General features: G+C 70.3%; 20 protein-coding genes. 10 read left to right on the top strand and 10 right to left on the bottom strand.

Features of this window, described 5'->3' with window-relative positions:
* Positions 1 to 51: 51 nt before the first annotated feature.
* From hemB to ACWCQ6_RS25435, 7 genes are all read left to right on the top strand, one after another.
* Positions 52 to 1050: a porphobilinogen synthase gene (gene hemB / locus ACWCQ6_RS25465; RefSeq protein WP_451092859.1), complete on the top strand. Its 999-nt coding sequence runs from the start codon at positions 52 to 54 to the stop codon at positions 1048 to 1050.
* Between the two features lie 272 nt (positions 1051 to 1322).
* The gene (locus ACWCQ6_RS25460) at positions 1323 to 2516 is read left to right on the top strand and encodes an aminotransferase class V-fold PLP-dependent enzyme (RefSeq protein WP_451092857.1); all 1194 of its coding nucleotides are present in this window, start codon (positions 1323 to 1325) and stop codon (positions 2514 to 2516) included.
* The gene (locus ACWCQ6_RS25455; protein ID WP_451092855.1) at positions 2501 to 3832 is read left to right on the top strand and encodes an ABC transporter substrate-binding protein; all 1332 of its coding nucleotides are present in this window, start codon (positions 2501 to 2503) and stop codon (positions 3830 to 3832) included. Before ACWCQ6_RS25460 ends, ACWCQ6_RS25455 begins: the two co-directional genes overlap by 16 nt.
* 5 nt (positions 3833 to 3837) lie before the next feature.
* Positions 3838 to 4788, top strand: a complete 951-nt coding sequence (locus ACWCQ6_RS25450) for a carbohydrate ABC transporter permease (protein WP_451092853.1) — start codon at positions 3838 to 3840, stop codon at positions 4786 to 4788.
* Positions 4785 to 5600 carry a carbohydrate ABC transporter permease gene (locus ACWCQ6_RS25445; protein ID WP_451092851.1) on the top strand — a complete coding sequence of 272 codons (816 nt, stop codon included), beginning with the start codon at positions 4785 to 4787 and terminating at the stop codon, positions 5598 to 5600. Before ACWCQ6_RS25450 ends, ACWCQ6_RS25445 begins: the two co-directional genes overlap by 4 nt.
* A gap of 7 nt (positions 5601 to 5607) precedes the next feature.
* On the top strand, positions 5608 to 7557 hold the full coding sequence (locus ACWCQ6_RS25440) for a glycoside hydrolase family 36 protein (RefSeq protein WP_451092849.1): 1950 nt from the start codon (positions 5608 to 5610) through the stop codon (positions 7555 to 7557).
* A gap of 63 nt (positions 7558 to 7620) precedes the next feature.
* The gene (locus ACWCQ6_RS25435; RefSeq protein ID WP_451092847.1) at positions 7621 to 8649 is read left to right on the top strand and encodes a LacI family DNA-binding transcriptional regulator; all 1029 of its coding nucleotides are present in this window, start codon (positions 7621 to 7623) and stop codon (positions 8647 to 8649) included.
* On the opposite strand, the gene ACWCQ6_RS25430 is transcribed toward ACWCQ6_RS25435, so the two are convergent.
* The 7 genes from ACWCQ6_RS25430 to ACWCQ6_RS25400 all read right to left on the bottom strand — a co-directional run bounded on the left by ACWCQ6_RS25430 (position 8646) and on the right by ACWCQ6_RS25400 (position 14275).
* On the bottom strand, positions 8646 to 9044 hold the full coding sequence (locus tag ACWCQ6_RS25430; protein ID WP_451092845.1) for a choice-of-anchor A family protein: 399 nt from the start codon (positions 9042 to 9044) through the stop codon (positions 8646 to 8648). The genes ACWCQ6_RS25435 and ACWCQ6_RS25430 overlap by 4 nt on opposite strands.
* Before the next feature lie 52 nt (positions 9045 to 9096).
* The gene (locus ACWCQ6_RS25425; RefSeq protein WP_451092843.1) at positions 9097 to 11091 is read right to left on the bottom strand and encodes a transglycosylase domain-containing protein; all 1995 of its coding nucleotides are present in this window, start codon (positions 11089 to 11091) and stop codon (positions 9097 to 9099) included.
* Between the two features lie 198 nt (positions 11092 to 11289).
* A complete protein-coding gene (locus tag ACWCQ6_RS25420) occupies positions 11290 to 11739 on the bottom strand; it encodes a hypothetical protein (RefSeq protein WP_451092841.1) in 450 nt (149 codons plus the stop codon).
* A gap of 25 nt (positions 11740 to 11764) precedes the next feature.
* The gene (locus ACWCQ6_RS25415; RefSeq protein ID WP_451092839.1) at positions 11765 to 12136 is read right to left on the bottom strand and encodes a hypothetical protein; all 372 of its coding nucleotides are present in this window, start codon (positions 12134 to 12136) and stop codon (positions 11765 to 11767) included.
* A 67-nt stretch (positions 12137 to 12203) separates the two neighbouring features.
* Complete coding sequence (locus ACWCQ6_RS25410) at positions 12204 to 12995, bottom strand: DUF4253 domain-containing protein (protein ID WP_451092837.1); 792 nt, start codon at positions 12993 to 12995, stop codon at positions 12204 to 12206.
* Positions 12996 to 13181: 186 nt separating this feature from the next.
* On the bottom strand, positions 13182 to 13493 hold the full coding sequence (locus ACWCQ6_RS25405) for a DUF397 domain-containing protein (RefSeq protein WP_451092835.1): 312 nt from the start codon (positions 13491 to 13493) through the stop codon (positions 13182 to 13184).
* A complete protein-coding gene (locus tag ACWCQ6_RS25400; RefSeq protein WP_451092833.1) occupies positions 13490 to 14275 on the bottom strand; it encodes a helix-turn-helix domain-containing protein in 786 nt (261 codons plus the stop codon). Before ACWCQ6_RS25400 ends, ACWCQ6_RS25405 begins: the two co-directional genes overlap by 4 nt.
* A gap of 404 nt (positions 14276 to 14679) precedes the next feature.
* Here ACWCQ6_RS25400 and ACWCQ6_RS25395 point away from each other — a divergent pair, with 404 nt between their 5' ends.
* On the top strand, positions 14680 to 16740 hold the full coding sequence (locus tag ACWCQ6_RS25395) for an eCIS core domain-containing protein (RefSeq protein ID WP_451092831.1): 2061 nt from the start codon (positions 14680 to 14682) through the stop codon (positions 16738 to 16740).
* Positions 16741 to 16787: 47 nt separating this feature from the next.
* Here ACWCQ6_RS25395 and ACWCQ6_RS25390 read toward each other — a convergent pair whose 3' ends face one another.
* On the bottom strand, positions 16788 to 17513 hold the full coding sequence (locus tag ACWCQ6_RS25390) for a DUF4232 domain-containing protein (RefSeq protein WP_451092829.1): 726 nt from the start codon (positions 17511 to 17513) through the stop codon (positions 16788 to 16790).
* 315 nt (positions 17514 to 17828) lie between these two features.
* Here ACWCQ6_RS25390 and ACWCQ6_RS25385 point away from each other — a divergent pair, with 315 nt between their 5' ends.
* Complete coding sequence (locus ACWCQ6_RS25385; protein ID WP_451092827.1) at positions 17829 to 19307, top strand: helix-turn-helix domain-containing protein; 1479 nt, start codon at positions 17829 to 17831, stop codon at positions 19305 to 19307.
* A gap of 55 nt (positions 19308 to 19362) precedes the next feature.
* Here the strand turns inward: ACWCQ6_RS25385 and argS are convergent, their stop codons facing one another.
* On the bottom strand, positions 19363 to 21135 hold the full coding sequence (gene argS, locus ACWCQ6_RS25380; protein WP_451092889.1) for an arginine--tRNA ligase: 1773 nt from the start codon (positions 21133 to 21135) through the stop codon (positions 19363 to 19365).
* A 200-nt stretch (positions 21136 to 21335) separates the two neighbouring features.
* Here argS and lysS point away from each other — a divergent pair, with 200 nt between their 5' ends.
* Complete coding sequence (lysS, locus tag ACWCQ6_RS25375; protein WP_451092825.1) at positions 21336 to 23087, top strand: lysine--tRNA ligase; 1752 nt, start codon at positions 21336 to 21338, stop codon at positions 23085 to 23087.
* Between the two features lie 108 nt (positions 23088 to 23195).
* Here the strand turns inward: lysS and ACWCQ6_RS25370 are convergent.
* Positions 23196 to 24332, bottom strand: a 1137-nt coding sequence (locus tag ACWCQ6_RS25370) for a DUF2637 domain-containing protein (protein ID WP_451092823.1), incomplete at its 5' end; no start/stop codon positions are given.

Genomic DNA, 24332 nt, shown 5'->3' with positions numbered 1-24332 from the left:
CCGGCACAGGTGTCGGTAAGACGGTGATGTGTGCGGGTCTAATCTCGAAGGATGACTGTGTACGGAAACTTCCCCGGCTCCCGCCCCCGGCGGCTGCGGACGACCCCGGCGATGCGGCGGATGGTCGCCGAGACACGGCTCGATGCGGCGAATCTGATCCTGCCCGCGTTCGTGCGTGAGGGCATCGACGCCCCGGTCGCCATCTCGGCCATGCCCGGTGTGCAGCAGCACACCCTGGACACCCTGCGGAAGGCCGCCGTCGAGGCGGTGTCGGCCGGGGTCTCCGGAATCATGCTCTTCGGCGTTCCCGCGGACGAGAAGAAGGACGCCCGGGGCACGGCGGGCACCGACCCGGACGGCATCCTCCAGGCCGGGCTGCGCGCGGTGCGCGCGGAGGTCGGTGACGATCTGGTCGTCATGTCGGACCTGTGCCTGGACGAGTACACCGACCACGGCCACTGCGGTGTGCTGACCGAGGACGGCCGGGTCGACAACGACGTGACGCTGGAGCGGTACGCCGAGATGGCCCAGGTCCAGGCCGACGCGGGCGCCCATGTGGTGGGCCCGAGCGGCATGATGGACGGCCAGGTCGGTGTCATCCGTGACGCGCTGGACCAGACGGGCCACGAGGACGTGTCGATCCTCGCGTACACCGTGAAGTACTCCTCGGCGTTCTACGGGCCGTTCCGCGAGGCCGTCGGCTCCTCGCTCAGGGGCGACCGCAAGACGTACCAGCAGGACTCGGCGAACGCCCGTGAGTCCCTGCGCGAGCTGGCGCTCGACCTGGCGGAGGGCGCCGACATGGTCATGGTCAAGCCGGCCGGCCCGTACCTCGACATCCTCGCGAAGGTCGCCGACTCGGTGGACGTGCCGGTCGCCGCGTACCAGATCAGCGGTGAGTACGCGATGATCGAGGCCGCCGCGGAGAAGGGCTGGATCGACCGGGACGCCGCCATTCTGGAGAGCCTGACCGGGATCCGGCGCGCGGGCGCGCAGATGATCCTGACGTACTGGGCGACGGAGGTCGCGCAGCGGCTGGGGCGGCGCTGAGCGGAAGCGACGACGGTGGGCGGACTCCAGGGCCGTCGCAGCACAGGAGTGTTGCGACGGCCCTGGGTCGTGTCTGTGAGTGCGTGAATGAGCCGACGGTCGGTGCGCCGGCGAGAGCGTTCGGCGTGTGTCGCGGACAGCGGCGGCGGGCCGACGGGCCGGCTCGCCGGAAAGCAGTTGTGACGAACCTCTTGTCGGGTCGACCTCGGCTCCCTAATGTGAACCTTCAAATCCGTGGAAGCACATGAAGCAAGCGCCGTTAGGGCATAATTTTGAACGATCAAATTAGCCGGGCATCCGCCCCCACCACCCCCGGCCCGGACCCCGTCCGCGGTCCGATGGTGGGCTACCTCGACTACGCCAGGATCGGTCCGCTCTCGCGCCCGGCCTCCGCGGCTCTGGCCGCCACGACCGCGCTCGCCGCCCGCGTCGACCCCGCCGACCTCGACCGGTTGTTCGCCCTCGCCGATGCCGCCCAGACCTCGGCGGCCCAGCTGCTCGACGCCCGTCGGCACGAGATCGCCCTCGCCCCGTCCACCAGCAACGGCCTGTTCACCGTGGCCGCCGCGCTCCAGGGCCCCGGCACTGTCCTGGTGCCCCGCGACGAGTTCCCCGCCAACCTCTACCCCTGGCTGCGCTTCGCCGTCCGCGGTGGCCCCGCAGTCCGTCTCGTCGACCCGGACGGGCAGCTGCACATCACCCCCGACCTTCTGCGCCGCCACCTCACTCCCGATGTCACCGCCCTCGCCGTCAGCGCCGTCGACTCGCTCACCGGTCACCTGGCACCGCTCGCCGCCCTCAAGGAGATCCTCGGGCCCGACCGGCTGCTGATCGTCGACGCCATCCAGGGCCTGGGCGCCGTCCCGCTCGACGTGGACGCCGCCGACATCCTCGTCAGCGGCGGCCAGAAGTGGCTACGGGCCGGCTGGGGAGCCGCGTTGCTGCTGATCCGTGACCGGTGTGCCGAGCGCCTGGTCCCCGGGCTCGGCGGCTGGGCCGGCGTCGCGGAGCCCTTCGCGGCCCGGCACCCGGCGCCACCGCTGCCCGGGGCCGCCGCCCACCTCGCCACCAACCCGGACTTCCCGGCCGCCGCGGCCATCGGCGCAGCCATTGACGACCTGTTCGACCAGGGCGGCCCGGCCGCTGCCGGCGCCCGTATCCGCGCCACCCTCGCCGATCTGCTCGACCGCGCACGGCAGGCCGGCGCCGATGTCCTGCTGGACGGACTCGGCCCCCACGAGCGCGCCGGCATCGGCACCTTCCGCCTGCCCGGCCACGACCCTGCCACCGTCCACCGCACCCTCGAAGCGGCCGGCCTGATCACCACCCGCCGCGACGAGTGGATCCGGCTGTCCCCCCATACCTCCACCCCGGACGCCGCGGCCGACCTGCTCGCCGAGGCGCTGCACACCCTCACCCACCACAGCACCCACTATGCCCAGGAGCCGACATGTCCCACCAACTGAGCCGCCGCCGGCTGCTCCAGCTCGCCACCGCCTCCGCCGCCGGACTCGGCCTGACCGCCTGTGGCGACAACGGATCGGGCGGCGACAGCGGCGCCGACGGCGACAGCGGCCGGATAACCGTCTGGAGCTGGACCACCGCGGCCGAGGCCCTGCGCGGCGTCGTCCCCTCCTTCGAGCGGGACAACCCCGGCATCAAGGTCGATGTCCAGGACGTCGGCAACCCGGCCATCTGGGACAAGATCACTGTCGGCCTCGCGTCGGGCGGCAAAGGCCTCGCCGACGTCCTGCACATCGGCGTCGACTACCTGCCCGGCTACCTGGAGAAGTTCCCCGACGGCCTCGCCAGCCTGTCCGCACTCGGGGCCGACCGGTACAAGAGCGACTTCGCCCAGGGACTGTGGCCGACCGTCATAGGCAAGGACAAGGCCGCCCACGCCCTTCCGTGGGAGGTCAACCCCCTCGGTCTGTTCTACCGGCAGGACTACTTCGACAAGGCCGGTGTCGACCCCGCCGGCATCAGCAACTGGGACGACCTGATCGCCGCCGGGCCGAAGATCCGCACCGCCACCGGCGCCCGACTGCTCGGGCTCGACAAGCCCGGCACCATCCCGGACATGGACTTCTTCCAGAACCTGATGCAGCTCCAGGGCGCCTTCTACTTCGACCAGGAAGGCAAGATCACGCTCGCCTCCCCGGAAGCCGTCCAGGCCCTGACCATCATCAAGCGGCTCAACGACGACGGCCTGCTCGCCGACACCGCGGGCCAGGGCACCAGGAAGCGCCTGCTCAGCCAGGGGAAGCTCGCCACCTCCCCGGACCCCGCCTGGGCCGTCGAGTACCTGGCCACCAAGTTCCCTGACCAGAAGGGGAAATGGCGCGTCATGCAGCCTCCCGCCGCCGTTCCCCAGGGCAGCCGCAGCGCCATCGTCAACTCCACCTACCTGGCCGTCTCCGCATCGAGCAAGCGCCGCCGGGCCGCCTGGCGATTCATCGAGTACGCGCTCACCAAGCCCGCCGAGATCAACCGGATGTTCACCTCCGGTGGCGTCTTCCCCGCCCTCAGCGCGGCGTACGACGATCCGAGGTTCAGCACACCCCACCCCTACTACGGCGGCCAGAAGGTGTTGAAGTCCTTCGTCGATTCGCTCAGTTCCGGATCCGAAGCCACCAACTTCACCGGCGACTACACCCGTGCCCTCAAGCTCGCCAGCGACGCCCAGAGCCAGGTGCTGGTCAAGGGCGCAGATCCGGCCAGTGCCCTCAGGGACGCCGCCGAACGGCTCGCGCAGCAGACCGGCCGGCAGCAGGCGGCCTGACCACCATGTCCTCCGCCCTGTCCGAACGCGCACCCGTCACCCCGGCCGGCCGCGGCACCCCCCAGCACACCGGCCGCTCCCGCCCGCGCCGGCGCCGGCTGCTGACCCGCGGCTCCGCCCCGTACCTGCTGATCATGCCCGCCGTCCTGGGCTTCGCGATCTTCAAGGCGTACCCCATTGTCTCCTCGCTCTGGATCAGCCTCACCACCGGCAGCGGCGACGACCGGACCTTCGCCGGACTCGCCAACTACCGGCGCCTGCTGGAAGATCCGCTGTTCTGGACCGCGCTGAAGAACACCGCGCTGATCCTGGTCATCCAGGTGCCGCTGATGCTCGGGCTGGCCCTGCTCGTGGCCCTCGCCCTCAACTCCGCCAAGGTCTGGCTGCGCCCGCTCTGGCGACTCGGCGTCTTCGTCCCCTCGCTGACCGGCCTGGTCGCCGCGGGCGTGATGTTCTCCGTGATCCTCAACCGCGACGCCGGGCTGCTGAACTGGGTCCTCTCCCTGTTCGGCATCGACCGGGTGAACTGGCTCGGCAGCCCCTTCTGGGCCCGCGTGGGCGTCGTCCTCGTCATCACCTGGCACTACACCGGCTACAACGCGGTGATGTACCTCGCCGGCCTGCAGGGCATTCCCAAGGAGTTGTACGAGGCCGCGATGGTCGACGGCGCGGGGCCGATCCGCCGCTTCGTCTCCATCACCCTTCCCCAGCTGCGGCCGATCCTGCTCCTCACCGTGGTGCTCTCCACCATCGGCACCCTGCAGCTCTTCGACGAGCCGTACGTCCTCACCGGCGGCGGCCCCGACAACGCCACCCTGACGGTCACCATGTACCTCTACAACAACGGCTTCAAGTACTTCGACTTCGGCTACGCCTCGGCCATCGCCTACGTGCTCGCGCTGATCGTGTCCGTGCTCGGCATCCTGCAGGTCCGCCTGATGGGAGAGCGCCGGTGAAGCCCCGCGGCCCCCTGCTCACGCTGCTGCTCGCGGGCGCCTTCGCGCTCTGCGTAGGACCGTTCTACTGGCTCGCCGTCGCCGCGACCCAGGAGGACAAGGACGTGTTCTCCTGGCCGCCGAAACTGCTGCCCGGCGGCCACCTCATGGAGAACCTCCGCGGGCTGGAGGAGTCCATCGGACTCACCCGGGTCCTGGTCAACACTCTGCTGGTGGCGGGCGTCCAGACGATCGGTGCCGTCGTCGTCTCGGTGCTGGCCGGATACGCCTTCGCCAAGTTCGAGTTCCGCGGGCGCAACCTGTTCTTCGTCCTGCTGCTCAGCACCCTGGTCATCCCCGACACGGTGATGCTGATCCCGATCTTCGAGATGATGATGGAACTGGGCCTGATCGACTCCTACCAGTCCATCATCCTGCCCGGTCTGGTCACCCCGTTCGGCATCTTCCTGATGCGGCAGGCGCTGCGCTCCATGCCCGACGAACTCCTGGACGCGGCCCGCGTCGACGGCGCGGGTGAACTACGGGTGCTGTGGCGGATCGTCATCCCGGTCAACCGGCCGATCATCGCGGCACTCGCGCTGTTCGTCTTCCTCGGCAGCTGGAACCAGTTCGTCTGGCCGCTGATCGCGCTGCGCAGCCCCGAGATGTACACGCTGCCCGTGGCCACCGCCACCCTGCAGGGGCTGTCGACCACCAACTACGCGCAGGTCCTGCTCGCCGCGGGCATCGCCGCCATCCCCGTGATGGCCCTCTTCCTCGTCCTGCAACGCCAGTTCATCTCCGGCCTGCTGGCCGGGGCCACCAAGGAGTGACCACACCATGACCACCGAACCGCGCCCCGTTGCCGAGGCCGCCGAGGGCACGCCCGTGCCCGCCGATCCGGACGCGGCCCCGCAGCAGCTCGCCCCGGTGTGGCGCCCGAACACGCCGGCCGGGGCCACTTCCGAAACCGTCGGCCACCGGCAGCTCGCCACCGGCCTGTTCGACTCCACCGGAGCCCCGCTCACCGTCCACCTCACCGGGCTCGGCTGCGACCGGCTGGCGACCGCCGTCACCCCGGTCGGCGACGGTGTGGCCCTGATCGAGGTCACGACGGCGGCCGCGGCCACCGTCCGCGCCGAATGGCGGGTCCCCTGCCTCGGGGCCACCGCCTACTGGACCACGGACACCGACGCCTCCCGCTGGCTGCCGCCGTCCTGGATCGCCCCCCGCACCGTCTCGCTCGCCAAGGGCGCCCCCGTCGTCAGCCTGGTCGGCACCGACGACCGCGCCCTGTGCACCGTCGCCGCCGGCGAGACCTCCGCACCCGTGCGCGTCGGCGCCGGTGTGGTGGAGGAAAGCAACGAGTTCGCCTTCACCGTCGAGCAGGACCTCACCCCGGACGGGCCGCCGCTGCGGCTGCGGATCGACATCGGCGGTCAGCACTTCGCCGCCACTTTGCGGGACGTCACCGACTGGTGGGCCGAGGGCCTGGACCACCCCGGCGTCGCCCCCGCCGCTCGGATGCCCGCCTACTCCACCTGGTACAGCCTCCACCAGAACGTCGACACCGCCGTCGTCGAACGCCAGGCCGCCCTCGCCGCGGCCGTCGGCTGCGAGAGCATCATCGTCGACGACGGCTGGCAGACCACCGACCGCGCCCGCGGCTACGGCCACTGCGGCGACTGGGAGCCCAACCCGGTGGCCTTCCCCGACCCCGCGGCCCACGTCGCCGAGGTCCACCGGCTCGGCCTCGCCTACCTCCTGTGGTACGCACTGCCGTTCATCGGCCGGCACAACGACGCCTGGGACCGCTTCAAGGGCATGATCCTGCGCGAGGAACCCCATCTGGACGCGGCCGTGCTCGACCCCCGCCACCCCGAGGTCCGCGCCTACCTGATCGAGAAGATCTCCCGCGCCGTCGAGCAGTGGGACATGGACGGTCTGAAGCTCGACTTCATCGACCGCTTCGCCGTCGCCGACCCCCCGCCCGCCCCGGCCGGCGCCGACCACGCCACCGTCCACGAGGGCCTGCTCCAGCTGCTCGCCGACCTTGACGCGCGCCTGCGCCGCACCCGGCCCGACGTGATCATCGAGCACCGCCAGCCGTACGTCAGCCCCGGGCTGTGGCCGTACGCCACCATGGTCCGCGCCACCGACTGCCCGCTCAGCCCTGCCGAGAACCGCCAGCGCACCGTCGACTGCCGCCTCACCGGGGGCCCGCTCGCCGTCCATGCCGACATGATCACGTGGAACTCCGCCGAGACGCCCGAGTCCATCGCCGTCCACCTCGTCAACGCCCTGTTCTCGGTGCCGCAGATCTCCGTCGACCTCGCCGCCCAGAGCCCCGACCAGCTCGCCACCCTGCGCTTCTGGCTCGGCATCTCCCGCCAGTACGCCGACATCCTCCAGCTCGGGGTCCTGGAACCCGCGCGGCCGGACCTGGGCTACCCCCTGGTCCGCGCCCACGACCACCGCACCACCGTGGTCGCCCGCTACGCGCCGCTGCCCGTAGCCCTCCCGGACCGCGACCCCGCCGACGGTCCGCAGACCCTGCTCGTCGCCAACGCGGACAGCGACCCCGCCGACGGTCCGCAGACCCTGCTCGTCGCCAACGCGGACAGCGACCCCGCGGTGCTTCTGACCGCCGCCCGACCGGAAAAGGTCCTCGCCCGCATACAGGACTGCCGAGGTGAGATCCTGTCCGAAGCAGTGCTCGACCTCGTCGCCGGGGTGAACCCGGTGACCGTGCCGACCGGTGGCTTGCTCACCCTGACCCGCGAGCACTGAGAACCGCTGGTTGGGGGCGGGTGACCCCGCCCCCAACCAGCCGACGACCGCCGCAGAGGAACGATGACCGCTCGACAGGTGACCATCGAGGAGGTCGCACGCGCGGCCGGAGTCTCCCGCCAGACCGTCTCGAACGCCCTCAACGCCCCGCACCGGCTGCGCGCCGCCACCCTTGCCCGGGTCACCGCCGCCATCGACGAACTCGGATACCGGCCCGACCAGTCCGCCCGCAGCCTGCGCACCGGTACCCGCAAGGTCATCGGCTATCCCGCCCCCGCCGACAACCCCGCCGACCCCAACCCCCTGATGGGTGGCTTCCTCCAGGCGCTGGTGACCGCCGCCGACGACGTCGGCCACCGCATCCTGGTGTTCCGCTCCGACCCCGAGCAGGGTGCCGGAGCGGTCGCCAAGTCCTTCAACGACCTGATCGCGGCCCGCCAGGTCGACGGGTTCGTCCTCTCCGACGTCGTCCACGACGACCCCCGCGTCGACGTGCTCACCGAGGCTGGCTTCCCGTTCGCCGCCTTCGGCCGGATCGCCCCCGGCCGCCCGCAGAACTGGGTGGACATCGACTCCACCGCCGCCACCGCCGCCCTGGTCGGACTCCTGCTCGACCAGGGCCACCGGCGGATCTGCTACCTCAACTCCGCCGCGTCGCTGCCCTGGCTCGCCGACCGCAGGGCCGGCTTCCTGCAGGCCGCGGCCGCCGCTCCCGACGGAGCCTTCGAGGTCGGCGTCCCCGACGACGACCCGGCCGCGCTCTCCCACGCCGTCCAGCGCCTGCTCACCGGCCCCGACCGCCCGACCGCCCTGGTCTGCGCGAGCGACTGGCTCGCCCTGACCGCCTACCAGGCCGTGCGCGCCGCAGACCTCACCGTCGGCAGCGATGTCGCCGTCACCGGCTTCAACGACATTCCGCTCTGCACGCTGCTCCAGCCCACCCTCACCAGCGCGCGCCTGCCCCTGGCAGCCATCGCCCATGCCCTTGTCGACCGGCTGATCACCGCGGTCGAGGACCCCGCCGCCGTCCCGGCGAGCGGGCTGCTGCTGCCTGCGGAGCCGATCGTGCGCGACAGCACGCCGGGGCGTTAGCGGCGGTCGGTACGGGCGTTGTCCGGGCCTGCTTCCTCGACTGAGCGCAGGAGGCCCACTGACAACCGGCAGGGCTCGACGTGCTCGCGGACGGGGTGCCGCTCGCCGGCGGAGTCGCCGATGTGGACGGCGTGGCTGAGGTGGGCGGCGTGGTCGAGGGGGGTGCCGCTCGGCGTGGTGGGCGGCGGGGTCTCGCCGGTCTCCGGGAGGCAGCCGGTGAAGGGGAAGTGGCGCGTCTCCGCACCGCCCGAGCCGTGCAGCGAGGCGACCCACACCGAGCCGTTCACCGGAGCGCCGGTGCCGAGCTCCAGGTGTGCCCTGGGAGCCAGCACACTGCCGGGCCAGGCGGCCCGGCTGCTCTTGGTGCGTTGTTCGGTCGTCGGTTCCGGTCCCATGCCGCTGTCAGTTCTTGGCCCCACGCTGTTGTCAGCCCCCCGGTCCGTGGGCCTACTTCCCCGTGACGTAGGCGTTCCAGATCCGGAGCGGGAAGACATTGCCGCGCTTCGAATCGGGTCCGCCCACACCCTGCATTCCCAGCAGTTGAGGGGTGCCCGGTTTGTTGCGGAACATCGTGACGGCCGTGGTCAGCCCTTCGGTGTGGCCGATGAACCAGGCCGACTTCATCCGGTCGTCCTCGCCGGTCGCGCCCGCCGAGAGGTCGTCGGCAGCCTTGGGCCCGGCCAGCATGGCGAACTTCCCGTCCCGACCCAGCCGCGTCCAGGCCACCATCCCCAGGGTGTTGTTCACATCGTTGGCCACCGACGCGTCCATCGCGCGTCGCGGCTCGGGCTTCCCGAAGCCCTCGACCGCTTCGCCGTCCCGGGTCATCCTGGTCACCGAGTAGGGATCGGCCCTCATGCCTTCGTTGCTGAAGGCGGTGTACGCGTCCGCCATCCTGACCGCGCTCGGTGTGGACGTGCCGAGGGGAAAGGACTTGTCCAGGCGGGCCAGGCTCTCCTCGTGCAGCCCGGCCGACACCGCCAGTTCCTTCACATTCTTCAGCCCGATGTCCTTGCCGAGCAGAGTGAAGGTGGCGTTGGACGACTTGATCAGCGCATCGCGCAGGGGCGTCGGCGCCGTGACCATCACCTGGCCGGGACCGGCACCCGGCGGGGCGGGGGGCGCCGCGTACGGGCCGTCCTTGATCAGACGCCCCTCACTGTCGTAGCCGCTGTCCAGGGTGATCCCGTCGCCGTACTGAAGGGCTGCGGCCAGTACGAAGGGCTTGAAGGCCGAGCCGACGGGGACGCCCGCGGTGTCGGCGTTGTTGGCGAAGTGGGTGACCGCGTCGGCTCCGCCGTACACCGCGACCACGGCACCGTCGGACCGCACGGATGCGGCGCCGACCTCGACGTACTTGTCCTCGGGGCGCTTCTTGGGGTCGAGGTCGCGCTTGCGCACACTGCGCACGGCCCGCTCCAACTGCCCGACCCTGGCCTTGTCGAAGGTGGTGTGCACCCGGTAGCCGCCCCGGAAGAGGTCCTTGTCGGTGAGGCCCGAACGCTTCTTGATGTACTTGTTGGCGATGTCGACGAGATAGCCGGTCTGGCCGCCGAGGCTGGTCGGCTTCGCGGCCGACTTCGGCTCGGGGAACTTCTGGTACGCGGCCCGCTCGGCCTTCGTCATCGTCCCGATCTCCACCTGCCGGTCGAGGATCCACTCCCAGCGGTCGACGGCGCGTTCGTGGTTGTCCTTGCCGCCCGCGGGGTCGTACTGCTCCGCTCCCTTGAGCAGGGAGGCGAGCAGCGCCGCCTGACTGGGGTCGAGGTCCTTCGCGGGGATTCCGTAGTACGCGTTCGCTGCTGCCTGGATGCCGTAGGCGCCGCGGCCGAACCAGCTGGTGTTCAGATACCCCTGGAGGATCTCCTTCTTGCCCTGCTTGTTGTTCAGCTTCAGCGAGATGAAGAATTCCTTGAACTTCCTGGTGGCCGACTGTTCCTGGCTGAGATAGGTGTTCTTCACGTACTGCTGGGTGATGGTGGAGCCGCCCTGGGTCTCACCGCCCTTGACGATGCTCACGGCCGCGCGGGCGATGCCCGTCGCCGATACCCCCGGGTCGGAGTAGAAGGTCTCGTTCTCGGCGGCGATGACCGCGTTCTCCACCGAATCGGGTATGTCGGCGAGCGTGACATTCTGCCGGTTGACCGCGCCCACGCTCACCATCTGGCTGCCGTCCGACCAGTAGTAGACGGTGCCCTGCCTGCGCACCTCGTCGTTCTCGTTCGGGATGTCGACGGAGGCGTATACCACGGCGAACAGGCCGGCCAGCGCGACAAGCCCGAGCACGACCCCGCTCAGCACCTGCCGCCACGAAGGGATCCAGCGGCGCCAAGTACGTTTCCCCCGGCGGGGGTAGTCGATCCCGAGTCTGCGATGACGGGTCGCGCGGGTCGCGCGGGTCGCGCGGGTCGCGCGGGTGGGGCGGATGGGGCTTCGGGCCATGCTCCAGCTCCTCGTTCACCGTCCCGTACCGGCGGCGCGGGGCTTGTGAGAGAGGATGTTCCGGATCGCGATCGGGTTGTCTCGAAGCCCGTCCGGCCCGGGTGGCGAACGTGTGCCGGACGGGCTTTCCGGAGGAACAGTCCGTGATACCCGACTTTGTCGGCGGTCGCGGCGACCGGGCGTGGGCACCGGGCGCACTCAGGCGAGGCCCGCCTCTTCCAGGGCGGATCTCGCGCAGGCTTGGACGAGGGGGTCCTCCTCGGACCCTCCGGCGGCGATCAGGGCCTCGGCGACCGCCGGGTCGTCCGAGGCGTAGGGGCCGAGCGCCATCGCCGCGTACTGGCGCACCAAATCCTCCTCGGGGTCGTTCAGCGCCGCCAGCAGGGCTCTGCCCGCGCGGTGGCGCAGGCCGGGGTCGGTCGGGGGCCACAGGCGCAGGACGGTGGCGGCCTCGGTGCGGGCGAGGTCGTACTCGCCCGCGTCGGCGACCACCGAGACGAGGAACGGTTGCGCGGCCGCGTTGTCGTCCAGTTCGGCGATGATCTCGCGTTTCCTGTCGCTGTCGGCCGGCAGGGCGCGGAACTCCTCGACGAGACGGGCGAGGTGGTCGGCGCGGGTGGTGTCGTCGGGGGTCGGCTCGGGGTTCATGGGCGGTGTTCCTTCGCTCGAAGGCTCAGGGCCAGTTGATCAGGGTCATGAAGGCGACCCAGGTGAAGAACACGGTGGCGGGTGCGGCCACGGCGAGGCCGATCGCGGCCGACGGTCTGCGGCTGGTGAACACCCAGCTGGCCACCAGGATGACCAGGGACAGCAGCAGGCCGAAGCAGGAGACCGTCCAGGCCGGACCGAAGCTGGCGTCGAAGCGGTCGGCCATGGCGTCCGAGCAGGAATCGCAGGCCATCGGCGAGAGCATGCTGTACACCAGGGCGAAGAACGCGAGCGGGAGCGTGACGACCGTGGAGATCAGCGAGGCGATCCAGGTGTGCCGGTGGCTGTCGGGGACGTCGGGGCTGTCAGGGCTGGCGTCCGTGATGTTGTCGGGCATGCATGCGATTCAAACCGGCGCCCCGGTACGGCACATGAGTTGCCGTACCCAGGTTCTCCGGGGTGGTTCAGTCCCACCAGAACGACCAGGTCTCCTGTCCCAGCACCGCCTTTTCGGCGTAGATGTCCAGGTCGTACGGCGGGCTCTGGTTGATGTTGTCCGGGCAGAACGCGAAATGCTCGGCGGCGACCGCGTGGGCCTCCGGGAGGGTGGTGGGCGGGCGGGAGACCGAGACGGTCAGGGTGTCGAAGCCCAGCACCACGACCCGTATGCCGAAGCGGTCCTCCCAGGAACGGAGCACGGCGCAGAGCCGGGCCGTGTCGTTCTCGAAATTGACCGGGCCGGACCAGCCGATCGCCGCCGGTATGTCTGCGCTGCGGCGGGCCGGGACGAGCGCCACCCGCGAGCCGGGATACCAGCCGTCCGGGCCGACGCACTCCTCGGCGATCGCGGCCGCCAGGTCGTCCGGGGCGTCCTGCCCCTCGGCGGCCGGGACGGAGGCCAGGCCCGGCCAGTCGCCCTCGGCGGCATCGAGCTCTTCGGGCGCGCAGTCCTCCCAGTACTCGCGGAGCACCTCCTCGGCGTCGTGATCGCCGGGGTACGACGTGCTGTCCGGGATCAGGTCCCAGGTGTCGGGCCACTGGTCGCGCCGTCCGCCGTCGATCAGCACGGGAAGCAGGCCGACCGTCCGCCCGGACGCGCGCAGTGCGCGCCAAGTGCCGTGGACGGCGGGCTCGTCGGCACACCAGAGCAGGGGCTCGTGCCAGGTGCCGTCGATCGTGGCGTCCACCAGTGAGCCGGGCGGGAGTTGGAGCCCTGACGTGGCCAGGGACGGGAGCGGATTCGGAAGCGTCGCCATGTCGGTGAGCGTACGGGGCCCCACTGACAACCGGCCGTCGGACGCGGACGGCCACCGGGTGCCCGCCCGGTGAGGGGCGGGCACCCGGGTTACGGGTGTGCGTGGACGACGAGGAGTTCCAGCTTGGTGGGCGTCAGGGTGGTGCGGTGGATGACAGCCATGGCGGTGGGGATCCCTCCGGTGGGTTCAGGCGAGTCGCCGGTCGGCGGCGAAACCGGCGAAGGCCGTCCAGGTGGTGGGGGCGACGGTGAGGACGGGGCCGTCGGGGTTCTTGGAGTCGCGGATGTGGACGGCGGCGGTGTGGGCGGCGATCTCGACGCACTCGCCGCCTTCGCTGCCGCTGTAGCTTGATTTTTTCCAGTCGTAGGCGACTTCCAGGCACTGCCCGCCCTCGTCACCGCTGTAGCTCGACTTGCGCCACTCGTAGGCGACTTCGAGGCACTGCCCGCCCTCGCTGCCGCTGTAGCTGGACTTGAACCACTCAAGTGCGGTGTTCATTGCTCTCCCAGCAGACGGTTTAGCAGACCCATGGTGTCTTCGGGGCTGAGGGCCTGCGCTCGCAGCATCGCATACTTCTGGGAGAGGATGCTGATCTCGTCGGGGTCGGAGACGAGCAGGCTGCCGCGCTGTGTCTCGGAGTAGGCGACGCGCTGGAAGTCCGGGGTTTCCAGCAGGGTGAAGGGGCCGTTCAGCCCGGCATGGGTGCGGTGGTTGAGTGGCAGGACCTGGAGGCAGATGCCGGGGAGCGCGGCGCAGGTGCGCAGGTGGTTCAGCTGTTCCGCATTCCCTTCGTCGTCGAGGAGTTGGAGCATCAGGACCGGTTCCCAGACGACGAAGCTGATGGTCGGCGGTGACGGCCGATGAAGGATTTCCTGGCGCTTCAGTCGGGATTTCGTCTGGAGCGCCACCTTCTCCTCGCTGAAGGCCGGGACCCGATTGCGGAACACAGCCTGGGCGTAGCGGTCCGTCTGGAGGAGACCCGGTACGACCTGGTTGTCGTACCAGGACAGTGCCAGGGCCTCCCGCTCCAGGTCCAAGTACTCCTCCGCCCACGCCGGGATCAGATCGATCTCCGGCATGTTCGCCACTGCCATCGCCAACGCGCCTTTGGTGTCCAGCCGTTCGTCCAACTTGGCGGCGAGGTCGGGCAGCAGCGCCCGTCTGCCCTGTTCGATGGAGGCGATCGTCTCCACCTGATGGCCCACCAGGTCGGCGAGTTGGGTCTGGGTCAGGCCGGCTGCCTTGCGGAAGACGGCGACCAGTTTGCCCACGAGCTTCATTGCCGACGCGTTCTTGCGCTTCCGCTTTCCGGGTTGCATACCGGGCGAACTTCCACGTGCGTGCCCGCGTCACGCGCGTACGACCCGTACAAGAAATCTGTACGGGTGTGGTCGGGGCTGCGGATCGGGTGTGGACCACTCGACGGCCTCCCGGACCTTCTCGTCAGGGTCGGGGTCCGGGTACGCGGAGTCGTACGTCCAGCCGTCACCCGCGCAGATCGTGGCACCGGCGGCGACCTCGGCGCCAGTGATCTCACCGGAGGCCGTACGGCAGGAAGGCCTCTGGCGCGGACACCGGGCCGGCGGGTGGCCGTACGCGGGGCCCCTGCGAACTGCCCTTCGGGGCAACGTCGATGTCCCGGGCGCCTCTGCCCTCGCGGGGCGCCGGGCGCTATCCAGGAAGCATGGTCGAGCGATCCGGAAAAGTGCCCGCGCGGACACGCGACAGCGATGACAAAGCCACCGGGCGGGTGGCCGTGTCCGCCGTCACCGCCCACGATTCGCAGCCGGGCTCGGTGTCCGGGCCGGGCTTCCTCGACCTGCAGGCCAGTGTCGGGAACGACGTCGTCGTGCAGAGGATGCGCCGGTCCGGCCTGCTCGGCGCCGGAGGCGGGGAGGAGCATCCGGAGCAGGCTGCCGTTCAGCGGTCCGCCGTCCATGACGTCCTGCGTGGCGGCGGGCGCCCGCTCGACGGTGCCACCCGCAGCGAGATGGAAGCCCGCCTGGGAGCGGACTTCTCGGACGTCCGTATCCACGACGGCGGTGCCGCCAGGGCTTCCGCCGCCGAGGTCGGTGCCCGTGCGTACACCTCCGGCAACCATGTCGTCATCGGTGAGGGCGGTGGCGACCGGCACACCCTCGCCCATGAGCTCACCCATGTGATCCAGCAGCGCCGGGGCCCGGTCGCAGGTACCGACAACGGCTCCGGGCTGCGTGTCTCGGACCCCTCCGACCGCTTCGAGCGCGAGGCCGAGGCCAACGCCCGGCGGGTCATGTCCGGCCCCGTGCCCGCCGCTTCGGAGCCGGTCGCCGGGCAGGCGCGGGCAACCGGGCAGGCGGATGTCGTGCAGCGGGCCCCCGGTCCGGGCATCGAGCTGCTGAAGGGCCACGACCCGGCCCCTCTGGACACCACTCCGCTGCGGGACTGGGCCACCCTGCGCGCCTCCGCACTCCACCCCACCGCGGTGGACGTGCACCAGATCCTGCTGACGTACCAGAAGCTTTCGAACGGCTGGGACAGTGGCATGGGCGAGGTGCAGCAGGCCCTGAGCAACAAATTCGGGGCGGACAACGCCGTACCGGAGACCGTTGTTCATTTCGGCCCGGTCATCAACGCGGGGGGAGTGCCCCGCGGCACGCACATGGTGGCGTATCCGCTGACGTTGCGGGGCGCCGCCGGTTCCGACGCGACCACCGGTACCTACGCCGGACTCGGTGGAGCGGTGGAGGGGCACCTCCTCAACGCGCATCTGCACGGCCAGGCCACTCTGGAGAACCTCGCGCCGTTCCGGAAGCAGCTCAACGCCAAGCACAGCCGGGTGGTCGAGGAACCCCTCAAGAAGATGGTCTACAACGACCGCGGCACCTTCCGGTACGAGGTCGTGGTGCACGGCGACGCCGCGAATCCCCTCCCTCTGGGGATCACCTGCCACGTCACCGAGCTCAACGACGACGGCACGCCCATGGTCGACGGCTATGAGCAGAAGGTCGAGATCGATCAGGCCGGGAACGTGAACCGTGTGATCGACAAGACGGAGAGCGGCCCCGAACGGGGCGAGCAGCTCGACTTCGACCGGGTCGAGGAGAACGGGGGCGGTTCCGAACTGGCCGCGCTGTGGAACCAGTTGAGGTTTCCCTGGACCAGGGCGTACGGAGAGGTGGTCAAGGAGGTGCTGGAGACGGCGCACCAGGCCGTCAGCGCGTACGAGATCCAGCACTCCGGTGCCTCGTCGTTGGCCCATCTGCCGGCCACGGCCGTCACGTTCACGACGGGCAATTTCCACGAGGTCGACGAGGAGGGCGACACGGTCGCCGTCGTGATGGGCACGTCGATGGTCGCCGACCCGCTCACGCTCCGGCCTCCGGCCGGGCAGGCGGGCTTCGAACCGGAGGGCGGCGCCTGGGGGCTCGGCGCCATTCGCGGTCATCTCCTCAACCACCATCTCCACGGCCCCGCCGAACCGCACAACCTCGCGCCCATGAGCAACAGCCTGAACCAGCAGTTCGAGCGGGACGTCGAGAGCCACGTCAAGCGCTGGGTGCTCGAAGAGGGCAGGGTTCTGCGGTTCGAGGTCCGGATGTCCGGCAACGACGACCAGTTCGGGTTCGAGGACGTACCGACCACGCTGGACTACCTGGTCCAGGAGTACCGCCAGGACCCGGGGACCGGCCAGTGGCGGCTGGTCCCCGGGGTGCTCCTGCGGGGGCGGCTCTCCAACGAGAGCGACAAGGACTACGAGGGATAGCCGCCGGGGCCGTAGCACTGATCAGTGCGGCGGGTCGGTGCGGCGGGTCAGTACATGAGGGCGGCGTCCATCTCGCTCTGCCAGTAGGTGACGAAGCCGTTGTCGCCCCAGGAGGTGCCGGCGGGGAGCGTCAGCTCGGCGGGGGCGCCCGTGGAGCCCTGGTTGGCCTTGCCGGTGAAGTACACCGAGAGGTGGGTGCCCTTGTGCAGCTCCTGCCCGTCGGGCTCACCGAACAGCCCGATGGAGGCGTAGGCGGACTGGCCCGGCTCAAGGGTGACCACGGCCTGCGGGATGCTGTCGCGGAGGACCGGGAAGGCGGCCTGGGCGTCGTCGAAGCGGAGCGCCGGCGCGTGGTACGCGTAGCAGGGCACGGAGCCGGTGTTGGTCGCCGTGAGCAGCAGGTGGTTGATGGGGCGGCTCACCTTGCTGATGGTGACCTTGGTGTTCGAGCCGGTGCAGGTGACGGGGGACTTGCTGCCGCTTCCGGTGGTGCCGGCGCTGCTCTTCCCGCTCTTGCTGCCGCCGGTGGAGCCCTTGGAGGTGGTGGAGGCGTTCTCGGCGGGTGCCTGGGCCGTGCCGCTGTTGGTCTCCTTGGCGTCGGCGTCCTTGGCGTCCTTGCCCGTGTCGGGGGTGGTGGCGGTGGCGTTCGCTGCCGGCGCCGCCGCGCCTGCCTTGCCGTCGTTCGCGTTGTCGTTGCCGCCGCAGGCGGTGAGCGAGAGGGCGGCCAGGAGGGCGGTCGCGGCGAGGGCGGTGGTGCGGATGTGGTTGCGCATGGTGGTGGTACTCCCCGTGTGTGGGCCGGTGATGTTGGTTCGTCAGGTGTGGCAGATCAGGACCATGACGATCGCGGTGGACACGATCACCACTCCGATGGCCACGGCATCGATGAGCTCGATGCGGGAGTGGATTCGCACTGCGTTGTCCCGGTGGTCGCTGCGGTGTGTTCACAGAATGCGGGGCGGCGGAATTCGTCCGCAACGCCGAACAGCCCATTGGGGAAGCTGGAATGCCTGCGCGTACTGTGACCTGGGCAGATTCCACGTCCCTGGAACGGTGTTCCGGGACGGACCAGGAGGGGGAACGCCGAAGTGGCGACGCCGGAGGCCGGGGATTTCGCGGCTCTGCTGAAGGAACTGAAGGACCGTTCGGGGCGCAGCTACGGGGTTCTCGCCGGGAGACTGCACGTCAGCACGTCGACGCTCCACCGGTACTGCAACGGTGATGCGGTGCCGAACGAGTACGCCCCGGTGGAACGGCTGGCGCGGTTGTGCGCGGCGACCCCGGAGGAACTGGTGGAGCTGCACCGGCGGTGGATCGTGGCGGATGCGGCCCGGAGACGCCCTCCCGCGGCTGCTCCCGCGGTTGCTCCTGCTCCCGCGGTTGCTCCTGCTCCCGCGGTTGCTCCTGCTCCCGCGGTTGCTCCTGCTCCCGCGGTTGCTCCTGCGGAGCCGGTGCGGGATGCCGTTTCGGACATCGTTTCCGACTCAGGTCCGGAGGCGGTCCGTGGCTCCGAGGCCGGGGCCGGGGCCGGTGGCGACGCGTCCGAGCTGACGCCCGAGTCCGAGCCCGAACCCACGATCCTGGCCGGTGGGGCGAGCCGGCCCCGGCGGTTCCTGGCCTCCGCGCGGGCGCGGGTGCTGCTCGCGGCCGTCGCCGTCGTCGCGCTGACCGTGCCGACCTCGATCGTCGTCAGCAATCTGTCGGGTACGGACACGGACGATCTCAGCAACGCCCCCGCCGTGGACGCGAAGGACCCGGACGGGGCCGCGCGCCACCGGCCCGGCCTCGACGCGAGCGTCACCGCCTCGCCCAGCGGGACGAAGAAGTCGGGCAAACCCGTGCCGTCCGGCTCGGCGACCGTCTCGTCCTCGCCGTCCGGCGGCGCCTCCGGCACGTCCGGGAAGCACGGCTCGGGAGCCGGGTCGGGTGGACAGCAGAGCGGTGGAGTGCCGCTGAGCGCCACCATCAGCTCGTACAACTGGGAAGAGCCCTGCGGCCAGCACTACGTGCTGGACCAGAAGCCGGAGGACGTTCCGCCGCCGCCCCCGCCGCAGGACACCCGCGGCTGGGCCAGGGCGCTCGGCGGGGTGGACGGCGGCAGCATGCAGCTCGAACTCACCGTGCAGGGGAAGTCGGGGCAGGCCGTCGTGCTGACCGGAATGCATGTGCGGACGCTGTCCCGGAAGGTGCCGCTGGCGTGGTCGGCGTACTCGATGGGCGAAGGCTGCGGGAGCGGCATCACACCGCAGTCCTTCGACATCGACCTCGACGACAGCCGGCCCGGCCTCACCCCGGTGGCGGGGCAGCAGGGGGACGTGCGGGTGCCGCCGAAGAACTTCCCGTTCCGGGTGTCCTCCACCGACGTGGAGGTGTTCGACCTCAAGGCCCATGTCGAAGGGCACGACGTCAGCTGGTACCTGGAGCTGGACTGGAGCAGCGGCGGCCGGAAGGGGACGCTGCGCATCGACGACGGCGGGAAGCCGTTCCGTACCAGCAGCATCCAGGCGCGGCCGAAGTACATGTACCGGTACGACACGGCCCAGTGGGTGACCAAGGAGTGGGACTAGGGTCCCTCGTGGTCACGGCCACCGGGCCGGTCGTACGGACTGACTGACGCTCCGGTCAGAGGCGCTCAGGGGTCCGGATGCCGAGCAGCTCCATGCCCTGGTGCAGGGTGCGGGCGGTGAGGTCCGAGAGGAAGAGGCGGTTCTCGGCCACATCGCCCGGCACCTCGGGCTTCAGCACCGGGCACTGGTCGTAGAACGTCGTGAAGAGCGACGACAGCTGGTAGAGGTACGAGGCCAGCTTGTGCGGCTCGTACGCGGCGGCGACCTCGGCCACGACCTCGGCGAACTGGTCCAGGTGCAGGGCCAGCGCGCGCTCGGCCGGGGCCAGCTCCAGCTCCGGGTGGGGCTGGGACTTCAGCTCGCCCGCCTTGCGCTTGATGGACCGGGACCGGGCGTGCGCGTACTGGATGTACACGCTGGTGTCGCCGGTCAGCGACACCATCTGGTCCAGGTCGAACTTGTAGTCGCGGGCGGCCGACGTGGACAGGTCCGCGTACTTCACCGCGCCGATGCCGACCTGCGCGGCGCGCTCGGCGATCTCGTCCTCGCTGAGGTCCTTCGCCTTCTCGCGCACGACGGTGGACGCCCGGTCGATCGCCTCGTCGAGCAGGTCCTGGAGCCGGACCGTCTCGCCCTCACGGGTCTTGAACGGCTTGCCGTCCTTGCCGAGCACCGTGCCGAAGGCGAGCTGCACGGCCTTGACGTCCTCGTTCAGCCAGCCGGCCCGGCGGGCCGTCTCGAAGACCATCTTGAAGTGCAGGGCCTGCCGGGCGTCCACGACGTACAGCAAGGTGTTCGCCTTGAGGTTCTGGACCCGGTCGCGGATCGCGGAGAGGTCGGTCGCCGCGTAGCCGTAGCCGCCGTTCGACTTCTTGACGATCAGCGGTACCGGGTTGCCGTCCGGGCCCTTCACGTCGTCGAAGAAGACGCAGAGCGCACCCTCGGAGCGGACGGCGACGCCTGACTCCTCCAGGATGCGGCAGGTCTCTTCGAGCATGTCGTTGTAGCCGGACTCACCGATGATGTCGGGGTCGCGGATCTCCATGTCGAGCTTGTTGAAGACCGAGTAGAAGTAGATCTTCGACTCGTCGACGAAGCGCTGCCACAGGGCGAGGGTCTCCTCGTCACCGGCCTGGAGCGCCACGACGCGGTCCCGGGAGCGGGCCTTGAACTCCTCGTCGGAGTCGAAGAGCGCGCGGGAGGCCTTGTAGAGCCGGTTCAGCGAGGACATGGCGGCCTCACCGTCCGCCTCGCCGCCGTCGCCCTCGTGGGTCAGCTCGCCCGGGTGCTCGGTCAGGTACTGGATGAGCATGCCGAACTGGGTGCCCCAGTCGCCGATGTGGTGCCTGCGGACCACGGACTCGCCCGTGAACTCCAGGATCTGCACCATCGCGTCACCGATCACCGCGGAACGCAGGTGGCCGACGTGCATCTCCTTGGCCACGTTCGGCTGGGCGTAGTCGATGACGGTCGTGCCCGCAGCGCTGTTGTACGGCACACCGAGCCGGCCCTCGTCGTCCGCGGCGCGTGCGGCGAGGGTCTCGATGATCGCCTTGTCGGCGAGCGTGATGTTGAGGAAGCCGGGGCCGGAGACCTCGATCTCCTTGATCAGGCCGCCCGCCGGGATCGCGGCGGTGACCTGGGAGGCGAGCTCGCGGGGGTTGCCCTTGAGCTTCTTGGCGAGGGCCAGGATGCCGTTGGCCTGGAAGTCGGCCCGGTCGCTTCGTCGCAGCAGCGGGTCCGCGGTGCCGGCATCCGGCAGTGCTGCCGTCAGGGCGTCCGCCAGCTGCTGCTGGAGCGTGGAAGCGAGGGAATTGACCGAGGCCATGGGCTGGCTGCCGTTTCCGTAGGAGTACAAGGGATCACACCCAGTATTCCACGGGCGGTAAAGCCGTTTTCTTCGTGCGGGCCATAAGCCGTTTTCGCACCGCCGGTGGACCTGGGAGAATGGGCGGAGCCCCTATGAGTCCTGATGAGTCCCACAGGGTGTTTCCTACGAGTCCTACAAGAGAGAAGGACGTGCAGACCGTGGCTCAGAGTCAGAGCAGCACCGAGGCCGACTGGGTCTCCCGCTTCGCGGACGATGTCATCGCCGAATCGGAGCGTCGTGCGCCTGGCAAACCGGTCGTCGTCGCGTCCGGCCTCTCCCCGTCGGGCCCGATCCACCTGGGCAACCTCCGCGAGGTCATGACCCCGCACCTGGTCGCCGACGAGATCCGCCGCCGCGGGTACACCGTCCGGCACCTGATCTCGTGGGACGACTACGACCGGTACCGCAAGGTCCCCAACGGTGTCCCGGGGATCGACGAGTCCTGGGCCGAGCACATCGGCAAGCCGCTGACCTCGGTGCCCGCCCCGGCCGGTTCCGCGTATCCGAACTGGGCCGAGCACTTCAAGGCCGCCATGACGGACGCGCTGGACGAGCTGGGCGTCGAGTACGACGGCATCAGCCAGACCGAGCAGTACACGGCGGGCGCCTATCGCGAGCAGATCCTGCACGCGATGAGGCACCGCGCCGACATCGACGCCGTCCTCGACCGGTACCGGACGAAGAAGGACCCGGCGGCGGGCGCCAAGGGCGGCAAGAAGCCGCAGCAGAAGAAGGTCGACGAGGCCGAGCTGGAGGCCGAGGCGGGCTCCGGTGCGGCGACCGAGGACGACGGCAGCGGCGGTTCGGCCGGCTACTTCCCGTACAAGCCCTACTGCGGCAACTGCGAGAAGGACCTCACGACCGTCACCTCGTACGACGACGACAGCACCGAGCTGAACTACACCTGCACGGCCTGCGGCTTCGCCGAGACCGTGCGGCTGAGCGAGTTCAACCGCGGCAAGCTGGTCTGGAAGGTCGACTGGCCGATGCGCTGGGCGTACGAGGGCGTGATCTTCGAGCCGAGCGGGGTGGACCACTCCTCGCCGGGCTCCTCGTTCGTCGTCGGCGGCCAGATCGTCCGCGAGGTCTTCGACGGCGTGCAGCCGATCGGCCCGATGTACGCCTTCGTCGGCATCTCCGGCATGGCGAAGATGTCCTCCAGCAAGGGCGGCGTGCCGACCCCGGCCGACGCGCTGAAGATCATGGAGGCGCCGCTGCTGCGCTGGCTGTACGCGCGCCGCAAGCCCAACCAGTCCTTCAAGATCGCCTTCGACCAGGAGATCCAGCGGCTCTACGACGAGTGGGACTCGCTGGCGCGCAAGGTCGCCGACGGCTCGGTGCTGCCGGCCGACGCCGCCGCGTACGCGCGGGCCATCGGCACGGCCGCCGGTGAGCTGCCGCACACGCCGCGCCCGCTGCCGTACCGCACGCTCGCGTCGGTCGTCGACATCACGGCCGGGCACGACGAGCAGACGCTGCGCATCCTGAGCGAGCTGGACCCGGAGAACCCGCTGACCTCGCTGGACGAGGCCCGGCCCCGGCTCGACCGCGCCGAGAACTGGATCACCAGCCACGTCCCGGCCGAGGCCCGCACCATCGTCCGCGACGAGCCGGACAAGGAGCTCCTCGGCTCGCTGGACGACCAGGGCCGCCAGTCGCTGCGGCTGCTCCTGGACGGGCTGGACTCGCACTGGTCGCTGGACGGGCTCACCACGCTCGTCTACGGCGTGCCGAAGATCCTGGCGGGCCTGGAGCCGGACGCCAAGCCGACGCCCGAGCTGAAGGTCGCGCAGCGGTCGTTCTTCGCGCTGCTGTACCAGCTGCTGGTCGGCCGGGACACCGGGCCGCGGCTGCCCACGCTGCTGCTGGCCGTGGGTGCGGAGCGGGTGCGCAGGCTCCTGGACGCGTAGCCGTTCCGGCTGCTTCGTAACGACGGAGGGCCGTCACCCGTGATGCGGGTGACGGCCCTCCGTCGTTGCTGTTGCTGTTGCCGTTGCCGTTGCCGGACGGGGCGGGGCTCAGGCGATGTGGTCCGCTTCGAGTTCGGCGTGATAGCGGTTCTTGAACTCCGGCATCAGGCGGCGGATCAGTGCCGCGCTGCGCGGGTGCCTGACGTTGTGGCCGTCCGTGACGTGTATGTCCAGGGCGTCGACGCTCGGGAAGTCGTTGTGCTGGTTCACGAACGCGGCGAACACCTCGTACGCGATCTCGGCGAACTCCGCGTCCTCCTGCGCCCACTCGTCCGGTTCCGGTTCCGGTTCACGTTCCGGTTCCGGCTCGGGCTCCGGGGCCTGTTCCGGGAGCTGAGGCTGTTCGTGGGGCTGCGGCTGTTCCTGGGACGCGATGCGGGGGCCCGGGACGGCGCCGATGGTGCCTACGTTGCCCAGGGGGCGGGTGCGGCCGCCGGGGCCCGACGGGACCATCACCGGGGTCGGCTCCAGGCCCTCGACGTACATCGGGTTGTAGGCGCTCTCGTACGCGTCGTTCGGCACCTGGGGCGCCGCGAACCACGGGCTCTCGTGCGAGCCGGGGCCTTCCTGGGGCCATTCCTCGGCGGAGGCGGGGCCGGGGTCGGAGGGGTGGGTGTGCTGCTGGTACTGCGGGTGCTGTTGCTGGAGGTGCTCGTCCTGCTGGTGGTGCTCGTGCTGCCCGGCGTACTGCGGCTCGGGGGCGTACGGCAACTCGGGCTGGGAATCGCCCGGTTCGACCTGGGCCGGGGCGGGGGCCGGGGGCAGCAGGGCCGGTTCGATGCCCGCGGCGGCGAGGCCGGCCGGAGCGGTCTCGGCCAGCGGGACGCCGTACTTCGCCAGGCGCAGCGGCATCAGGGATTCGACGGGTGCTTTGCGGCGCCAGTTGCGGCCGAAGCGGGCCTGGAGGCGGGCCTGGTAGATCAGCCGGTCCTGTTCGAGCTTGATGACCTGCTCGTAGGACCGGAGTTCCCAGAGCTTCATCCGGCGCCACAGCTTGAACGTCGGTACGGGGGAGAGCAGCCAGCGGGTGAGCCGGACGCCCTCCATGTGTTTGTCGGCCGTGATGTCGGCGATCCGGCCCACGGCGTGCCGGGCGGCCTCGACGGAGACCACGAACAGCACGGGGATGACGGCGTGCATGCCGACGCCGAGCGGGTCGGGCCAGGCCGCGGCGCCGTTGAAGGC

The sequence above is a fragment of the Streptomyces sp. NPDC001880 genome (assembly GCF_053594575.1).
Note: the sequence above shows the minus strand (reverse complement) of the source record. Positions and strands in the feature narration are given on the sequence as shown.

Coding starts and splice junctions, on each gene's coding strand:
- ACWCQ6_RS25455 (WP_451092855.1), top strand. CDS start 2,501: ATGTCCCACCAACTGAGCCGCCGCCGGCTGCTCCAGCTCGCCACCGCC.
- ACWCQ6_RS25390 (WP_451092829.1), bottom strand. CDS start 17,513: ATGCGCAACCACATCCGCACCACCGCCCTCGCCGCGACCGCCCTCCTG.
- hemB (WP_451092859.1), top strand. CDS start 52: ATGACTGTGTACGGAAACTTCCCCGGCTCCCGCCCCCGGCGGCTGCGG.
- ACWCQ6_RS25450 (WP_451092853.1), top strand. CDS start 3,838: ATGTCCTCCGCCCTGTCCGAACGCGCACCCGTCACCCCGGCCGGCCGC.
- ACWCQ6_RS25400 (WP_451092833.1), bottom strand. CDS start 14,275: ATGAAGCTCGTGGGCAAACTGGTCGCCGTCTTCCGCAAGGCAGCCGGC.
- ACWCQ6_RS25440 (WP_451092849.1), top strand. CDS start 5,608: ATGACCACCGAACCGCGCCCCGTTGCCGAGGCCGCCGAGGGCACGCCC.
- argS (WP_451092889.1), bottom strand. CDS start 21,135: ATGGCCTCGGTCAATTCCCTCGCTTCCACGCTCCAGCAGCAGCTGGCG.
- ACWCQ6_RS25430 (WP_451092845.1), bottom strand. CDS start 9,044: ATGGGACCGGAACCGACGACCGAACAACGCACCAAGAGCAGCCGGGCC.
- ACWCQ6_RS25410 (WP_451092837.1), bottom strand. CDS start 12,995: ATGGCGACGCTTCCGAATCCGCTCCCGTCCCTGGCCACGTCAGGGCTC.
- ACWCQ6_RS25405 (WP_451092835.1), bottom strand. CDS start 13,493: ATGAACACCGCACTTGAGTGGTTCAAGTCCAGCTACAGCGGCAGCGAG.
- ACWCQ6_RS25435 (WP_451092847.1), top strand. CDS start 7,621: ATGACCGCTCGACAGGTGACCATCGAGGAGGTCGCACGCGCGGCCGGA.
- ACWCQ6_RS25415 (WP_451092839.1), bottom strand. CDS start 12,136: ATGCCCGACAACATCACGGACGCCAGCCCTGACAGCCCCGACGTCCCC.
- ACWCQ6_RS25420 (WP_451092841.1), bottom strand. CDS start 11,739: ATGAACCCCGAGCCGACCCCCGACGACACCACCCGCGCCGACCACCTC.
- ACWCQ6_RS25395 (WP_451092831.1), top strand. CDS start 14,680: ATGGTCGAGCGATCCGGAAAAGTGCCCGCGCGGACACGCGACAGCGAT.
- ACWCQ6_RS25425 (WP_451092843.1), bottom strand. CDS start 11,091: ATGGCCCGAAGCCCCATCCGCCCCACCCGCGCGACCCGCGCGACCCGC.